Raw genomic sequence first — 16,653 nt, forward strand, 5'->3', positions numbered from 1 at the left:
CGGCTGCTTATCTTTAATTGCTGGAATGGCGAGATGAATTCTCGTAATGCATTGCTAAATTTAATGTATCCATTTCGATAATTAAAATCTGACAAATCAGATGTGCGATTGCATCTCTCTTTATTTACTTTTGAATGTCCATTTAATTTATCAATGCGGGATTGATTTGTTGATCGCCGAATTGTCATGCCCAAAAAATCAGGGCATATTGTCGGGCAATTTGGCTGCGTTTGCCGATATCCATATTGAATAAATTATCCAATTATCAAAATAAATTGAATTGGCTTTCAAGTAAATCAATCGCGCATTGATAAGGTCGAAAATGGCAATTCAAGCGTATCACCTCCATATTCCGTTCCTGCAAATGCCCACGCCGCTGTCGGTGCGAGAGCTTGTGATCAAGGAATTGATCGGCCAGCCTTACGAGCTGAAGCTGACCGTTACCACCCCCAGCGACATCAACCTGCTGGCGGCGCTGGACCAACTGGCGGTGTTTACGGTGACTCCAGTGCCCGAGCGACGCGCGAGCGCTGCATTCGGCCAGCCCAATGCGGCAGTGGAGCCAGACCGGAAATGGGCAGGGGTAATCCGTGAGATCACGCGCCAGAGCACTTCGCGCGATGAACATACCTATCTGATTATCATGGCGCCGCGCATTGCGCGCCTGCAGGAATGCATCGATACCAGGCTGTATCAGAATCTTGATTTACCCAGCGTGATCGAAGCCGTCTTGCGCAGCAACTGCGATTTCAAAGGCGATGACTTTGTCATCAAAACCACGAAACCCTATCCGGTTTTAGAACACATCACCCGCTGGAAAGAAGACGGCCTCTCATTTATTTCGAGATTATGTGAAACCTGCGGGCTGACTTATTTTTTTCAGCAAGCCCAAGACAAAGAAATCATCGTTTTTATCGATGACCAGTCCAGCTATCTAAAACCCGTAGGCGTACAGCTTTACAGAGCCGATGCGGGCCTGGAAAGCGGCTGGAATGAAGCGGTGCTGGCATTGGCCGTGAGTGCAAAACCAGTGATCGGAAGTCATCGATACCAGGATTACAATTATCGCAAATCAATGGGTGCTGATTTATTGGGCGCCAAAGAAGTCCAGAACAAAGCAAATGGCTTGATTGGGCATTCCTATTTATTCGGCGAAGCCCATCACAAAGACCCGGAGCAGGGCAAAGCGGCTGCACAACTGGATTATGAAATTGCGTTGGCTCAGCAAATTGTGGCCAACGGCGAGTCGACGGTGCTGGGCTTTGCACCCGGGCAGGTTTTCCGCACGGACCTGAAAGACCCGCAAGCTGAATGGGGTTGGGTGCTGACTGCCGTCACCCATCAAGCCGGGCGCAACACCTCGTGGACCAACACCTTCACGGCGATTCCGGCCGACCGCATCATCCGGCTGCCACGCAAAACCGCCAAGCCGACCATCAGCGGCACTATCCCCGCACGCGTCACCAGCCCGAGCAAATACACCACCGCCTATATCAGCGAGACCGGGTTGTATCGGGTCGCCTATCTGTTCGACGTCGATTACAGGAATGGAAACTGGCCACCGGCAGGATCAAGCCGCTTGATGCGCCTGGCCAAGCCCTACGCCGGGGACACGTACGGCTTTCATATGCCGCTTATTGATGGCACCGAGGTCCAGGTCGCATTTCAGAACGGGGATATTGATCGGCCCTACATCGCGTACGCGATGCATGATCAAAGCAAGCCAGACCACGTCACCCAGCTCAATCACACCCGCAACATCATCCGCACGCCGTCCAACAACAAGATCAGGCTGGAAGACAAGGACTCGGCCCAGCACATCAAGATTTCGAGTGAATACGGCAAAAGCCAGATCAGCCTTGGGCATCTGGTTGACGCCAGCCGCAACAAGCGCGGCGAGGGCTTTGAGCTTCGTTCCGATTCGTTCGGCGCGCTGCGCGCCAATGGCTTGATGGTTTCCGCGCATGTGCAGGACAAGGCACACGGCAAAGTCCTCGATATGCAGCCTGCGGTGACCGGCCTGCAGGATGCACAAAAGCTGATGCAGGGCTTGGCCAAAGTGGCCGACATGGCGAAGGCGGATTCCGCGGATACCGCCGCCATGACGCAACTGCTGCAATCACAAATCGATGCACTCAAGCAGGCGGTCATCCTGCTGTCCGCACCGGCGGCCATCGCCGCAGTAACCCCGAGCAGCATCCAGCACAGCGCCGGCAAGAACCTGACCTTTACCGCAGGTGACAACGCCGACATCGGCGTACTCAAGAAATTTACCGTGATCGCGGGCGAAACCATCAGCCTGCTGGCCCACAAGATGGGACTGAAGCTGTTTGCCAACGAAGGCAAGCTGCAGATCCAGGCGCAAAACGATGCGATGGAACTGGCGGCGCAGAAAGACCTGTCGCTCACCAGCAGCCAGGGACACATCACTCTGCAGGCCAGAAAGTCGATCACCCTTACCGATGGCGGCGGCGCTTATATCAAGCTGGAAAACGGCAACATCACCATCGCCGCACCGTCGAATGTGACCATCAAGATGGCCAACTTCCAGTGGGCCGGGCCAGACAGCAACAACGCGACGCTGCCGGATTTCAGCAGTTGCCATGGTTCACTCGCCGGGTCAGCGGCGGATGGCCAGAATAGTGTGGCGTTGCCGGAGTAGGCCATGAGCGACCAGACCATCGGCACGCATCTGGTTTCCCTGGATGCGCCTCCGGCGCTTACAGGAAGCCATCGCTTCCTCTTGATTGATAAGGCCGGGCTTCCTTTTCATCCGCTCAAGGATCATCTGGGTGGGGTGCCGTGCGCGCCAGCGGGCTGGCCCGACGCACGCCAGGACTTGCTTCCCGTCTTGCTTGAGGTGGACGCCTGCGACCCGGCGGTGCTGGAGTGGTTATCCGACGTGGTTATGGCGCAATGCCAGCTACAACTGGCTGATCCGCTCATCACTGTCGCGCTCTGCGCATTTCTATCTGCGGATGTACCGGTGGCAGAGCTCGCTGCGCATATCGGTAGCCGGCTAGTGATTATTGATCCGCTATCCCCAGATAACACCCGCGCCTTCTGGCGGCTGTATGACCCACGGGTGTTTGCGCATCTGGCGGCGTGGGTCTTACGCCCAGAGCAGTGCGCCGCACTGGCGGGGCCGGTCCAGGCGTGGACATTCGCCCATTTCGGCCAGTGGTACACGCTCTCCAGCCCGCAGGAGGTGCTGCGTAACCAGACCGGGCACTGGCCGGATGCAGCGCAGTGGCAACACGCGCAGCGTATCGCCTTGATCAATCAAGCCATCGCTGAAACGCCGGGTCTCGTCACCCGTGATCTGGCCTGGGTTGCCCATGCCCGACACGCCAGCGCAGCCATGGACTTCGTTCAGACGCAATTGCACTGGGCCGCTGTTCCGGAAGACCACATTGCGCTTGCCCGGCACGTGCTGCAGCAGGGTTTGGCGCTGGCTGATCATCCTGGTCTGAGCCGACTGCTGGAGCACCCTGCTGGTCCACCCCTGCCTGCCGATTTTGCAGCGTTGCTGCAGTGGCTTGCCCACGAGCCCGTCGCGCCAGCCCCATCCAGCCGCCCTCAATAACAAGAAACGGAAAACATCATGGCAACTTCTCCGGCTACTCCCAAAAGCGAATACCAGCGCGGTCTTGGTGTCGCCAAAGACATCCCGAAGCCCCAGCCCCAATGTGACAAATGCAACCGCAGCAAAGGGATTCCGGTTCTGCCGGTGCGCTATGCCGTGGCGTATAACCGCGACAAGTTACCGGCGCTGCCTGCGATCGGTGGGCCATTCAAAGTGCCGGCGGGCTTGGCGGCCACGGGTAAAGAGGTGGTTCACACATTGCGCTTGCTGCGGGCGGGATATCTCTACGTCTGGCTGAATACCGCCAAAAAATGGCAAGCCTGGCGCGTGCTGGGCAGCACCGTGCTGGTCCCCATCAAGAATCTGGCCAGTGATGTCGATTTGCAGAACTACGACCCCAACAAAGACGACGGCAAATTCTCGTGCGCCAACGGCAGTCCGCATCACCTGCAACGCGGCCGCTTTTTTACGGTGCCGGAAACCGAAACGTCCATTCTGATGGGCTGGAGCCCGACACGGCTAACGCAAAAACAGCTGGATGACGTCAAAAGCAACCATGCTGGCCTGTTCCAGACCATTAAGGTGGGTGGAGGCGTGCATGCGGCGCCTGCAGAAAACCTGCTCAATCTCGTTGCCGACTTTGCCACGCTGCGCAACGATTTCTACGAGCACTACCGCGACTTTCCCAGCCCACCGCTGAAGAATGAAGCGGTCAATTTCGCCAGACTGAACGAGATCACCAACGATGATCACGTTGCGGCGCTGAAACCCACGGAGATGGAAGGCGTTCAATACGCCGGTGCTTACGCTGGGGGCATGGTTGCCGCATTGATGAAAGAAGCAGGTGGCGGCAAACCGGGCATCGTTGCAGCGGTCGATGATCCCTTGGGCATCACGCAAGATCTGGCGGCGCTATGCCAGCCGACTTTCTATGGCGACAAGCAGGTGGTGCGCCAGTACTGGACTGATCATTACCTCAACCAGATCGAAGAAGCGCTGATCTCGCAGGGTTATCAGAAAGCAGAAAAGGGTATGGATAGTTACTGGACCCAAAGGGCGCCCGCAGAAATGCAGGCGCTGGGTCTACCGCAGCCCAAAGCGGCCGTCGGACAAAAGATTGCGTATCAAATTCTGCAGGACGCCAAAAACCGGACACAGTCATCCGCCAGTACTTATCCAGCGCAGAACGGTGGGGGATCAGTGCCAGCAGACAGCCGCATGCGAACCCTGCTCGCGCGGCAATTTGACGAGATGTTTCATGAAGCCCCGCGCTATTACACGGAAGAATGGCAAGGAGTAATTACCGGGCTTTCCGGAGGTCCGTGGGCGGCCGACCGGGTGCTGAAGGCTCAACCTGCAAATGCTAAGGCCGCCGCCCCTTACCCGTTTGATTTAAGCAAGGTGAGTGATGCGGCCGAACTTGAACGAGTCCATGCCTACTACCAACGACGGCGTGCACAGTGGCAGCTCGCCCGTGCTCAGGCACGCGCAGACCGTAGCAAACCATACGACCAGCCCTACCAGAGCTTTAGCGAACAGACCCTGAAGCCAGTGCGCGTATTGCATGCCGCCTGGCTAGGCAGCTCCGCACTCGGCGACTACATGGGCGGATGGTTTATCAGAGGAGATATCGGGCAAGGAGCGATCTACGACATTGAAGTGGCGAAATGCCTCGTGGGCGCTGCGGATTCAGATGAATGCCTTCAACTTGTGTTGGCTTGGCTGGCAAAGCCGAGGATTACCGATACACGAAATCTGCTGGTCCATGCCTTGTCCTGGAATATGAGTGGGGACGTCGCAATCTACTTTGATACTGCCTTCAAGGAAGCAAATGCGCTTATACAGCAGGCGCCCCACATTCCGGACATCCTTTCCCACGTTGACGTTAAGCAACCCAAAGAACAGCAAGACAAACAAATCATTGCGATGCTCAGCGCGGCGGGACTTACTCAATATGGAAAGCTGGATGGTGCCTGGAACGAAATCGCAACCTCCCTGGAAAAGAATATTCCCGACCTGCCTAAAAATATCCCCGAAATGCTACAAAAAGCGGGATTGTTTCCACGCAGCTTTAACGTCCTGACTCCATTGCTCACTCGCCAGTTTAGTAATAAGCATCCTGGGGCCGCAGCATTGCTTACCACCGTGCTTTCGTTTGTTCACGGGGAAGTGCGAGTTCCGTGTGGCACCAGTAATAGTGCGGCCTTCCGCCTTTTTCTCGGAAAAATAAAGACAAGCAACATCGCTCTTTACGAAACGCTGGAGCGCGACGCAGCCGTTCAGAGTCAGTTCAATAAAATGCTTTGGCAGAAAATTGGCGCGGTGGGCACCCGATCTGCAGATCGTCCGCACCTGTTCGTGTTCAGCGTCGCCGATATTCAGAAAATCAACGCCGACGATGCGTTGGCCGGACTTGAAAAGCTGGAGCTGAATAAGGCGGGCAGCATGCGGCCCACTGCATTGCTCGACTCGAAAGGACCACTTGCGAGTACGGGTGGGTTGGTCCTCGATATTTTGATTCTGAGTGCAGGTATCTCTCAAATCAGCTCGATTCCGGATTACAAAAAGGACGCTTCCCTAGTTTCGCTCATTAGTGCAACCATTTCGATAGGCGGGGCGATAAGTGAAAAATTAGGCGCCGTTCTTATTAGCTGGAGCGCCGCAAAGGCAGGTTTAACAACAGGCCGTACCGGAGTCTTTATTTGGGACGCGCTGGCTGAAAAAGGATCTGCACTAATAAAAATAGGTACTGCTGTAAGTCGTGGTGCCCTGATCATTACGGCACTAACTGATGGATATAAAGCAATGCAGTTTCTTAAAGCTGGCGAAAAAATGCGCTTCATTGCTTTTCTAGCTTCAGCCGCTGTAGGTCTGGCAGCTGCAATTATTCCAATGATCCTGACTGCAGAGGCTATAGCAGCGATCACGATTGCGACATTGCCATTATCGACTGCACTAGTTATTGCGGGGCTTGCCTCCTCGGCCTTGATTTGGATTTACTCACCCACTGAACTGGAGCAGTGGGCGCGTGATTCAGTTTTTGGCAAAGAACATCGAAGGCGACATTTGCGTGATGACATCGATGAATACAGCGCATTATCCTTGGCAAAAGAGCAAAAGGTACTACCTCATGCATAATTCCAGAACGCAATCCATCCGCCCGGGCAAAGAATTATCTATTTTTGAAATTGAACATCAGCTGCCAAAAACGAGAGATGAGGCAAAAGTTAAGGGATTCGCAACCGAACCCACATTACTGAATGGTAGCCTGTATCGTTTGAATAGTACTTGGCTGGAGGTGATCGATCAAAGCCATACCGAACGCAGCGACATGGCATTCAGGACTGCGGCTTGCGTAGTCGGATTAATGCTGTTTTTGTACTGCAGTGTTTTTACCATTCCGTGGATATTTGAGGCCATGAGTGGAAAGGATATGGGTTCATCGGGCGAGCTAATTGCCGCTTATATCGCTCCTGTCATGTGCCTGGCATTAACAGCTTTCTTCGCTTGGGTTTTGAAGAAATGTGTGGGCCTATCTATTTTCTACTTCACCCGATTACCCGTACGGCTGAATAGGAATACCCGATCGATATACGTATTTCGCGATAACGGTCCCGAAGGAGCCTGGACGGTACCTTGGGATGCGGAGAACGTGCATTTCTGCATCCACGCTGCTGCCAACAGGAAGGCTGCAGAAATCTTCCAAAGCTACGACCTGCGTGGATTCGTTCTCGATGACCATGGACGAATTGCCCAAGGTTTTACGATCGGAGAGGGTTTTATATCTGTACAACAAGCCCGGGAGAACTGGGCATATTACCTTCGATTTATGGAGGAGGGTCCCGGCACGCTGCGTTTGCCACATTTCTACTGGAGTACGCATGAGCGCTATTCTTTTGAGGAAATGTTGGCCACATGTAGGGCGAATCGTTATAGCACGACATTGTTGAATTTATTTACTGTACCTCTGGCTCTGATTGAGGTGCCATTTCTGGCAATCAGTCTTTGGACCTGCAAAGAGCCGATCTGGCCGGAGAATATAAGAAAGGAATGTCCGCTTGATCCGGAGGATCCCTTCGCACGTCCATTGCCGGAGCAACCTGTTGGGATTGCCAACGGTGTATTTCGCCATAAACGGGATTGGGGCTGGATATCCAGCGCCCGGCAATACGCCCCGGACAAGCTAGAGCAATGGCTAGCGCTATATCAGCCGACGGAAGACGTGGCACAGAAACGGTATCCGACTGATGCATAACTCACGTACGCAATCAATCCGACCGGGTAAAGAACTATCCGTTTTTGAGATTGAACATCAGTTGCCCAAAACAACAGAACAAGCAAAAACCAAAGGCCTCAAGGCCGTACCTACTTTGCTGAATGGCAGCCTATATTGCCTGAATAGTACGTGGATGGAAGTAATCGATCAGAGTCATACCGAACGTAAAGACATGGCATTCAGAACGGCTGTATGCGTGCTCGGATTGGTGATGTTTTTGTATGCAAGCTTCCTTATGTTCCCCGCCTTCATCTATGCCTTTAGGGGCTTGAATACAGATGGGAACCCCTACCCGGAATGGAGCAATGACATCTATGGCGCGTTTATTGGGCTACCAATGTGCCTGGCCGCCACCTTGTTCTTCGCTTGGGTCCTAAAGAAATGCATTGGTCTTTCTATTTTTTATTTCACCCGATTACCCGTACGGCTGAATCGGCATACCCGATCGATATACGTATTTCGCAATAACGGTCCCAAAGGAACCTGGACAGTACCCTGGGATGCGGAGAACGTGCATTTCTGCATCCACGCGGCGGCCAACAGGAATGCTGCAGAAATCTTTCAAAGCTACGACCTGCGCGGATTCGTTCTCGATGAGCAAGGGCGAATTGCCCAAGGCTTTACCATCGGTAAAGGCTTTATGACCGTGCAGGAAGCCAGGGAAAACTGGGCGTATTACCTGCGTTTTATGGATGACGGCCCGCGTACTTTACGTTTGCCTCATGCGTACTGGAGCAAACATGAGCGCTATTCCCTCGCAGAAATATTTGCAACCTGCCGCAATTTCAAAATGGGCACGCTGATTTCTCACTCTTTGCTTGGTCTGATTGAACTGCCCTTCACCCTGATCATGTACTTCCCATTTCTCACGATCAGCCTGTGGACATGCAAAGAGCCCATCTGGCCCCAAGAGATTGAAGACGCCTGCCCACCGAATGCAGAAGATCCCTTCCAGCGTCCCTTGCCCAATGAACCGGTAGGCCAAGCGTACGCAGTCGCCCGGCACAAACGCGATTGGGGCTGGATATCCAGCGCCCGGCAATACGCCCCGGACAAGCTAGAGCAATGGCTGCCGCTGTATCAGCCGGTGGAAGACGCGGCGCAGAAACGGTATCCGACTGATGCATAACGCGCGCCCTCAGCCCTTTGCCCAACCTCAGCGTAAAGTCCCGAAATCTTTTGAGGTTGAACACCCGTTATCTAAATCCGGGGCAGCAGCCCAAATCTGCCTGCTCCGGTCGTCACGTGCGCCGTTGAATGATGGCCTGAATTGCATGAACAGCACGTATCTGGATTTGGCTGAATACGCCGCACTGTCCATCAACAAGCAAAAGGGACAGTGACATGCACAGTGAATCCGTATCTCCAATTCGTATGGGCACCGAAATCAGCCCGTTCGAAAAGAACCATGGTTTGCCCAAGAATAAGGACCGGGCGAAAGCTGAAGGGCTTGACGCTGTCGTCAAAGGTGAGCAATTGAAGATCAACAAACAAGATCGGACGACAGCGAAAACCCGAATTGAAGCAACACTGCTCAACGACAGCCTGTATGGGGTCAACAGCAATTATCTGGAGATCATCGACCAGAGCCACCCGCAACGCAGCATGCTGGCTATGGGGGCCGTTATAACGGTTGTCATGGTGTGTTTCGCTGTGTGGAGTTGCACATATACAGTCCCCGCTTTTCTAGAAGTTCTTTCGGGAAGACAAGGTGAGACTTTTTTCTGGTGGCAAGAAGTGGCTCCGTATATTGCGACGCCTCTCCTGCTTGGTCTGACTGTCTTCAGCGTACTTGCAATGCGCTTTGCCGTACCCATCGCCTATTTTCGCTACACCCGCTACCCCATTCGCCTCAATCGCCAGACCCGCACGCTATACAAATTCCGCAGCAACAAACCCGGCGGCGTCTGGGCAGTGCCTTGGGATGCCGACAACGTCATGTTCTGCATCAGCTACCCGCGCAGGCTGTGGTCCAGACGGGCCGGTGCTGCGCCGGATAACCTCATGGTCCGCAGCTTTGACATCCGCTGCTATGTGCTGGACGACCAGGGCAAGGTCGAACGCGGCTTTTGCATTGGCGAGGGCTTTCATTCCATAGCCCAGGCGCAGGAAAACTGGGCGTATTACCTACGCTTTATGGAAGACGGCCCGCGTACGCTGCGCCTGCCGCATTTCTACTGGAATCCGAAAGAGCGCTACTCCCTGAGCGAGATGTTTGCGGCATGTCGCTCCGGCCATCATGGCTCCCCCGGCTGGCGGGTCTTGCTGGAGATCATCGATATCCCGATGGCGCTGCTGGGGCTGCCGTTTCTGGCGCTGAGCCTGTGGACCAGCCGCGAACCGCGCTGGCCCCAAGAGGTGGAGCAGGCTTGCCAGGTGGCGGCGGATGACCCTTATGCCCGGCCCTTGCCGGACCAACCCGTCGGCCTTGCCCATGGCGTGGAACGCCACAAACGCGACTGGGGCTGGGTATCCAGCGCCCGGCAATACGCCCCGGACAAGCTAGCGCAATGGCTGCCGCTGTATCAGCCGGTGGAAGACGCAGCGCAGAAACGGTATCCGACGGATGCCTGAGCAAATCCATCCCGATTCAATTCCGATTCCTCCCCAATTTGCAGGAGCAGATTCAGATGCCTTCTCTCATCTATGTCGGCGACAAAACCAGCCACGGCGGCGTGGTGCTCAGCGGTTCGGCCCGCGTCACCCAGGCGGGGCGGGGTGCGGCGCGTAAAACTGATCGGGTGTCGTGCCCCAAATGTGGCGACAACATGATCGTGGATGGCGATGACCTGATTCGTGATGGTGATCTGCCGCTGGCGTTTCACGGTGACAAAACTGCGTGCGGCGCCACGCTGATTGCGTCATTCAGCAATACGGGGTCGATGTGAACCATGCCCTTTGATCTGGACCAGATTGCTCCCGCTCAGCCCGTGCCACCGGTCAAGGTCGCGTGGGCGGCGTGGCTGCTGTTGCTGGTCCTGATCGTCGCAGCCGGGGCCGCCGCCTTGCTGTTTGGCGCGCGGCGTTTTTTGCCGACCACGCCGGTGGCATTCTGGCTGACTGTGCCTGGCCTGCCGGCGTTGGGCTGGCTGATCTTGCTGTGTTTTGCGATCGGCAGGCAGCAGGCTCGGCAGACCGCCGCGCAAGACATCAATCTGCAGCGCGCGGTGGAAACCGGGCATGCGCTCAAGGTGGCCAGCATCCCGTTAGCGGTGCTGGCTGCGGCGTACCAGCTGGATGCGCTTGCCGTAAAAATCAGCAGCGCCAGCGTGGCCGAACGCATCACGCGCCGCCAGCCGCAGTTGCGCCACAGTGCCGATCCGCAAACCGTGGATGCCCGCTGGCTGGAGGCGCCGGGTCGAGCCTGGTTGCCCGATATGCTGGATGAGCCGCGGCAGCAAGCCGTGCTGGCCTGGGCGCTGGAGGCGTTGTTCAAACAAATAAAGCCAGCCCTGGCCGCGTTGCCGGAAGGCGTGGCGCTGCGGGTCTTTCTACATGTCGACACGCAAGTGGCGGACGAAGCGGTGCGCGCGCTTTGGCAGGATGCCTGGGCGAAATACGCCAGCCATCTGCCCGCATCCGCACCGGTTATTGCCCGTGGACTGGCTGCGTTGTCCACGGCCGAAGCCTGGCTGGAGCGCGGCGACCAACCCGGGCAGGTTCCGCCGACTTTGCTGTTTGCCCTGCAGTTGCGCCCGCTGTTGCAAGCGTTGCCGCCCGCAGGGAGCGCCGAAGCCGCAGTCATGCTGTTGCTGGCTGGCACCGACGCGGTTCGCCGCTTTGGTCTGCAGCCCAGTGCCGCGCTACACCGGCCCGAACGTCGCGCTCCAGACCGGATTGAACACGGCTTGCGCCACGCGCTGCGTTGGAGTGGGCTGACCGGTGCAACCATCGCGCATCAATGGCTAACCGGGGGTGCGGAATCAGCGGCGCAGCAAGCGCTGTTGAGCGTTTTCGAAAAGCACCCCGTCGGCGTGCGGCAAACCCCGGAGTTGCGCGGTCAACACGATCTGGACCGGGCGATCGGCAATACCGGCGTGGCGGGTGAATGGCTGGCCGTCGCTTTGGTGGCCGAACACCTGAAAGGCACCGGCGTGCCGCAGCTGGTTGCGCCCGAAACCGATGGCCAGATCACGCTGGCGGTCATCACCCTTTTTTGACGTACTCCCACCAAAACGAATCTGCACATGCTTTCGAAACTCAACTTTATCTACCTGGGCATCCTACTGCTGTTGGCCGTTGTGGTCGGGCTGATCTTCGCGCTTGGCGCGCAGCTGGGGCTGGAGACATTGGAACAACGATGGGCTGCCGCCGCCGTCCTGATCGCCGTGGTGGCCGTGGCAACGATGTGCTGGCAGGGCTGGCGTTTTTATCAGCGTCGCCACAAAGCCGTCACCGCCACAGGCAGCGCCCGGGTGGCCAAACCCGATGGGCCTGCGCCCAAGGCCGAAGATTCGTTGCTGCCACTGCGCGCCCACCTGGCCAATCGCTACAGCTGGCTGCAACGCCGCCTAAAGCCTTGGTTGCTGGTGACCGGCACACCGGAACTGGTGAAGGCCCACTTTCCGTGTCTAGTTGAGCAGCAGTGGCTGGATACCAGGCAGGCTGTGCTGGTCTGGGCAGGGGATAAGTCGCTTGCTGCTGGCAAAGACTGGCGCCATTTGCGCGGCAGACTGCGCAAACCGGCTGACGGCATTGTGCTGGTCAGTGACGGCGCGATGCCGCACGGCAACCTGCTGGCCGCGCTGGCCCATGCCTGCGGTTATGCGCTGCCGGTGCAACTGCTGCTGTCGCCCGCCGTAGCGGGTGAGCGCGCTGAGGATGCGGCGCCCGTGTTGGTGCAAATAAACGGCAAGGCGGCAGGCAAGCCGGATCAGATCAGCGCGGCGCTGCGGCAACTGGTTGCGCCGCTGACGCAAAACGCGTGGCCAGCTTTGTTAAAGCGTCGGGTCGCGTATTTCGATGCCGGGCTATCGCTGTGGCTCGAACAACAGCATCAGGCGCTGGCCACCTGGGTCAGTCAGTTAACCCGCAACCTGCAGCGCCGCCAGACCCTGGCGGGCATCTGGTTTGCCCCGGCCCCGGCAGTGCCAGACGATGTGCAAGGCATGGCCGCAGCCGATGAGGCCACGCGGATGGCGCTGGCTGTGGCATCGGGCGACCACATCGTCTTGCCCGGCCTGTGGCTGCAGAATTTCCGTCGCCAGCGCAAAGCCAAACTGCGGTTCAGCGGATTTGACTGGTGCTGGAGCATCCTGGCGCTCTGCATCGGCCTGTGGGGTGCGGGCATGGTCAACGCGTACGTGCAGAATCGTAATCTGGGCGACCAGGCGCGCGAAGATCTGGCCACCTTGCAAGCGGCGCCCGATCTGAAGCAAGCCTTCCCGGCCTTGCTGGCCGTGCAGAACGATATGGCCTTGCTCGAAACGCGTGTAAAGGACGGCGCGCCCTGGTTTACCCGCTTCGGGCTTAACCATAACAAGGCGTTGCTGGCCGCGACCTGGCAACCCTATGGCAAAGCGGCTAATCATTGGCTGGTGCAACCGGTGCAGGCGCAACTGGCCGCACAGCTTAAGGTGCTCAATGCCGTGCCCATGGACGGCGCGGATTCGGCCACCCCGGCCGATGGCGCCAAAACGAACGCCCAAGCCGGTACCGCCCCGCAGGACAGTATCGGCCAGACTGGTTATGACACCCTTAAAACCTGGCTGATGCTGTCGCAACCCAAACACGCCGATGCCGCCTTCCTGGCGCCGCGCCTGGCCAAAACCGGCATGGTGGTCTGGCCCGCGTTGAGCGCGGACGGCGTTGACCAGGTCGCGAAGTTCTACGCCGCGCATCTGGCGGCGCATCCGCAATGGCAACTGGCCGGAAACGACGACGTGCTATTCAGCGCCCGCCAGACCCTGTCGGGCCTGATTGACCTCAAGCAAGCCGACGACACGCTGTATCACCAGTTGCTCGCCAACACCAAAGCCCGCTATCCCGATCCCACCATGGGCACCTTGTTGGGGGGCCGGGATTCGCGCGGCTTGTGGTCGGTGCAGGGGCGCTTGCCCGGCGCCTTTACCCGCCAGGCGTATGACGGTTACGTGCGCGACAGCATCGTGCAGATGTCCAAGCAGGCGGTGACCAGTGGCGACTGGGTACTCGGGCAACAAGCGACCCAGAATGCGGTCAAGCCCGAAGACCTGCAGGCCAGCCTGACGCAACGCTACTTCACCGATTTCGGCTATGCCTGGCAAAACTTCCTTAATCGACTGATCTGGGTGCCGGAAGCCAATCTATCCGGCACCTCCGAGCAATTGCGGGTTTATGCCGACGTCCAGCAATCCCCGCTGGCGGCGCTGCTCAAGACCATTGCCTGGCAAGCGCAGGCCGGTGCGCAACAGCACAGCCTGGCTGACTCGCTGGTGGCCAAAGCCCGCGGCGTCTTCACGCGCAAAGACACCGATCCAGGTGCAGATGCGGCCCAAGCCGCCGCCAACGCCGTGCAGGCCAACCCGCTGGCAGCCACCTTTGGCCCGCTGCTACGCCTGGGCGTGGTGGCAGAGGGCAATGCCAGTCCCAGCGCACCGGCCCCCGCGAGCGCGGACAGTACGCTTAGCCTGCAACGTTATCTGGATCGCGTCAGCGCCACCCGGCTGGCGCTGGATCAGGTCAAGTCTGCCACCGATCCGGACGCCTTCGCCCGGCAACTGGCGCAGAACCTGTTTCAGGGCAAAGCCAGCGAGTTGATCGATGCCCGCAATTACGCCGGTCTGGTCGCGGCCAGCCTGGGCAGCAACTACGCCAGCATGGGCGAAAACCTGTTCCTGCGCCCGCTGGATCAGTCCTGGCGCACCTTGATGCGGCCCGCTTCGGCCAGCCTCAACAGCCTGTGGTATGACAGCGTCTGGGCTCCCTTCAACGGCGCCACGGGCGGGCGCTTTCCGTTTAATGACACCGACAACGAAGTGGGCATGGGTGAACTCTCGCGCTTTCTGGCCCCGCAGGGCAGCATCGCGCAATTCGCCAAAACCCAGCTGGGTGGCATCCTGGAACTGCAGGGCGATCAGTGGGTACCCAACCCGCTCTACGCACAATCGCTGCGTTTTGATCCGGATTTTTTAAACGCGCTCAACAAACTGTCGCGACTGTCCAGCCGCATGTACAGCGAAGGCGATGCCCGCTACCGCTTTGATTTGATGGCGTTGGGCCACCCCAAACTGACCGACAGCAAACTGACCATCGACGGCCAGACGCTGGATTACTTTAACCAGAAGCAGCAATGGCAGCACTTCGCCTGGCCTGGCGTCCCCGAAAAAGCCGGCGCCAGCCTGACCTGGACTGCTTTGCAGACTGGCCTGCAGCAAAAAGAGGATTTCAGCAGTGGCTGGGGTTTTGTGCGCTTGCTGGCCAAAGCGAAGGTGGAGCAGGTCGACCGCGCCAGTTGGCGCATCGACTGGCTGCTGGATGACGGCATCCACCTGCGCTATGCGCTGCGCACTCAAGCTGGCGAAGGCCCGCTGGAGCTGCTGCAGCTAAAAGGCTTCAGGTTGCCGCAACGGGTGTTCATCACCGGTCGCGAGCCCGCAGCGGGGGCGGTGACGGCGTCAGCCGTAAAACCGGCAAAGCCCATCAATACTGCGGGCAGGTGATCGCGGGCGGGCCGATCCGGACGCGGGCGCGCCCTGTTGAGTATGGCTTGATGAAAGGCCGGTTTCAGCCGCTGGATGCTCAGGCGTCTGGAGCCGGATTGCCGCAAGCCCGTGTGATAATCATCGCCATTCGCCGCGCGACGGATTGTTGGGTATAAGCGGATCGCCCTGTTCCACTTATATCCCGATTTATTGGGGCGGATGCTGCCTTTATCGCGCCGAAGTATTTCCTGATTAATAAAATCCTTTTTTTTTATCAGGATCATTTAGCCCCGCATTCCGGATATCGAATGGAAAATACCCATAAATTAACAATCGCATTGCTGATGCTGCTGAGCGCCATTTCCGGCTGCACCACAATGGCCAATGCAGTCCCCACCATTCCCGACCTGATCAATAGCAACAAGTTTGAAGGCGGTGATATGAAAGCGGTCTATGCCAAATTTGGTAAACCGCAACAAGTGGATAAAACCGCGGATGGCCAGTTTGTAGCCACCTGGTTTTATCGCAGCCAATACACCTTGACCGATACCGCCAATGTAGTGGGCGCGGGGCCTGGCGGCGGGGTGACCATAACGCCCACATCCAATACGCGTTATTACGACAAACAATGTACGGTGCTGGTGACGTATAACAGCCAGAATATTGTGACCCATTACAAAACCGTAAAGAACTCGCCGGGTAGCTGCAATAAATTCGGTGTTTGATTCTTTAAATTAAATTAAGCCGACTCAATTCCGGTTGCGTAAAAAGCGCTCCGCCGAGCCCTTCGGTGGGAGAGAAAAGGCGCGATCTGGTCGTCTTCGCCGTGCATCACCCGCACAGCAATATCAATCAGCGGCAGGTCATCAAAAAACCCGGTTTCCGAAAACACTTTGATGCAGTCGTAATGCGCTTGGGCTGCGCCCATCATGCCTTGCCGCCACCAGTTATCGCGTATGCCTTTTACTGCGGCCACGCCGGGCCGGTTGTCGCCGTCGGCGGTTTCCGCCGCATGTTCCGCAAGGTGATGGGGCTGACGCGGTCCGATTGCCGTCGCCGCTTTTGCCACACCAGGCAACCAAATGCACCGGTCCTGGCCAGCGGCGCGGCGGGCCAATAGCGGGCGGGCCTTCCCGTCCACGCAGATCGCCCCCTCGCTGCGATCTGAT

The 16,653-nt window shown here is 57.5% G+C and carries 11 protein-coding genes; 10 read left to right on the top strand and 1 reads right to left on the bottom strand.

Going from position 1 to position 16,653, the window contains the following annotated elements; all coding sequences use genetic code 11:
• The first annotated feature begins 322 nt into the window (after positions 1 to 322).
• From WG78_RS05765 to WG78_RS05815, 10 genes are all read left to right on the top strand, one after another.
• On the top strand, positions 323 to 2,662 hold the full coding sequence (locus WG78_RS05765; protein WP_053936840.1) for a type VI secretion system Vgr family protein: 2,340 nt from the start codon (positions 323 to 325) through the stop codon (positions 2,660 to 2,662).
• A 3-nt stretch (positions 2,663 to 2,665) separates the two neighbouring features.
• Positions 2,666 to 3,586: a DUF4123 domain-containing protein gene (locus tag WG78_RS05770; RefSeq protein ID WP_053936841.1), complete on the top strand. Its 921-nt coding sequence runs from the start codon at positions 2,666 to 2,668 to the stop codon at positions 3,584 to 3,586.
• Between the two features lie 18 nt (positions 3,587 to 3,604).
• The gene (locus WG78_RS05775) at positions 3,605 to 6,724 is read left to right on the top strand and encodes a T6SS effector BTH_I2691 family protein (protein WP_152969075.1); all 3,120 of its coding nucleotides are present in this window, start codon (positions 3,605 to 3,607) and stop codon (positions 6,722 to 6,724) included.
• On the top strand, positions 6,717 to 7,841 hold the full coding sequence (locus tag WG78_RS05780) for a DUF6708 domain-containing protein (RefSeq protein ID WP_053936843.1): 1,125 nt from the start codon (positions 6,717 to 6,719) through the stop codon (positions 7,839 to 7,841). Before WG78_RS05775 ends, WG78_RS05780 begins: the two co-directional genes overlap by 8 nt.
• The gene (locus tag WG78_RS05785; RefSeq protein WP_152969076.1) at positions 7,834 to 8,991 is read left to right on the top strand and encodes a DUF6708 domain-containing protein; all 1,158 of its coding nucleotides are present in this window, start codon (positions 7,834 to 7,836) and stop codon (positions 8,989 to 8,991) included. The genes WG78_RS05780 and WG78_RS05785 overlap by 8 nt, the downstream gene beginning before the upstream one ends.
• A 215-nt stretch (positions 8,992 to 9,206) precedes the next feature.
• Entirely contained in the window at positions 9,207 to 10,436 is a 1,230-nt protein-coding gene (locus WG78_RS22340) for a DUF6708 domain-containing protein (RefSeq protein ID WP_152969077.1), read from the top strand.
• Between the two features lie 56 nt (positions 10,437 to 10,492).
• Entirely contained in the window at positions 10,493 to 10,750 is a 258-nt protein-coding gene (locus WG78_RS05800) for a PAAR domain-containing protein (protein ID WP_053936847.1), read from the top strand.
• Between the two features lie 3 nt (positions 10,751 to 10,753).
• Entirely contained in the window at positions 10,754 to 12,022 is a 1,269-nt protein-coding gene (locus tag WG78_RS05805) for a KPHS_23130 family T6SS system protein (protein WP_053936848.1), read from the top strand.
• 27 nt (positions 12,023 to 12,049) lie between these two features.
• Positions 12,050 to 15,502, top strand: coding sequence for an ImcF-related family protein (locus WG78_RS05810; protein ID WP_053936849.1), 3,453 nt, complete (start codon positions 12,050 to 12,052; stop codon positions 15,500 to 15,502).
• 290 nt (positions 15,503 to 15,792) lie between these two features.
• Complete coding sequence (locus WG78_RS05815) at positions 15,793 to 16,209, top strand: hypothetical protein (RefSeq protein WP_053936850.1); 417 nt, start codon at positions 15,793 to 15,795, stop codon at positions 16,207 to 16,209.
• A 14-nt stretch (positions 16,210 to 16,223) separates the two neighbouring features.
• On the opposite strand, the gene WG78_RS22900 is transcribed toward WG78_RS05815, so the two are convergent.
• Positions 16,224 to 16,601, bottom strand: coding sequence for a hypothetical protein (locus WG78_RS22900; protein ID WP_201782382.1), 378 nt, complete (start codon positions 16,599 to 16,601; stop codon positions 16,224 to 16,226).
• Positions 16,602 to 16,653 lie beyond the last annotated feature (52 nt).

The organism is Amantichitinum ursilacus, from assembly GCF_001294205.1.
Classification (GTDB): Bacteria; Pseudomonadota; Gammaproteobacteria; order Burkholderiales; family Chitinibacteraceae; genus Amantichitinum; species Amantichitinum ursilacus.

What these genes read in the sequence shown, in the direction of transcription:
- WG78_RS05765 (WP_053936840.1), top strand. Translation starts at nt 323, where the DNA reads ATGGCAATTCAAGCGTATCACCTCCATATTCCGTTCCTGCAAATGCCC.
- WG78_RS05800 (WP_053936847.1), top strand. Translation starts at nt 10,493, where the DNA reads ATGCCTTCTCTCATCTATGTCGGCGACAAAACCAGCCACGGCGGCGTG.
- WG78_RS05785 (WP_152969076.1), top strand. Translation starts at nt 7,834, where the DNA reads ATGCATAACTCACGTACGCAATCAATCCGACCGGGTAAAGAACTATCC.
- WG78_RS22340 (WP_152969077.1), top strand. Translation starts at nt 9,207, where the DNA reads ATGCACAGTGAATCCGTATCTCCAATTCGTATGGGCACCGAAATCAGC.
- WG78_RS05810 (WP_053936849.1), top strand. Translation starts at nt 12,050, where the DNA reads ATGCTTTCGAAACTCAACTTTATCTACCTGGGCATCCTACTGCTGTTG.
- WG78_RS05775 (WP_152969075.1), top strand. Translation starts at nt 3,605, where the DNA reads ATGGCAACTTCTCCGGCTACTCCCAAAAGCGAATACCAGCGCGGTCTT.
- WG78_RS05770 (WP_053936841.1), top strand. Translation starts at nt 2,666, where the DNA reads ATGAGCGACCAGACCATCGGCACGCATCTGGTTTCCCTGGATGCGCCT.
- WG78_RS05780 (WP_053936843.1), top strand. Translation starts at nt 6,717, where the DNA reads ATGCATAATTCCAGAACGCAATCCATCCGCCCGGGCAAAGAATTATCT.
- WG78_RS05805 (WP_053936848.1), top strand. Translation starts at nt 10,754, where the DNA reads ATGCCCTTTGATCTGGACCAGATTGCTCCCGCTCAGCCCGTGCCACCG.
- WG78_RS05815 (WP_053936850.1), top strand. Translation starts at nt 15,793, where the DNA reads ATGGAAAATACCCATAAATTAACAATCGCATTGCTGATGCTGCTGAGC.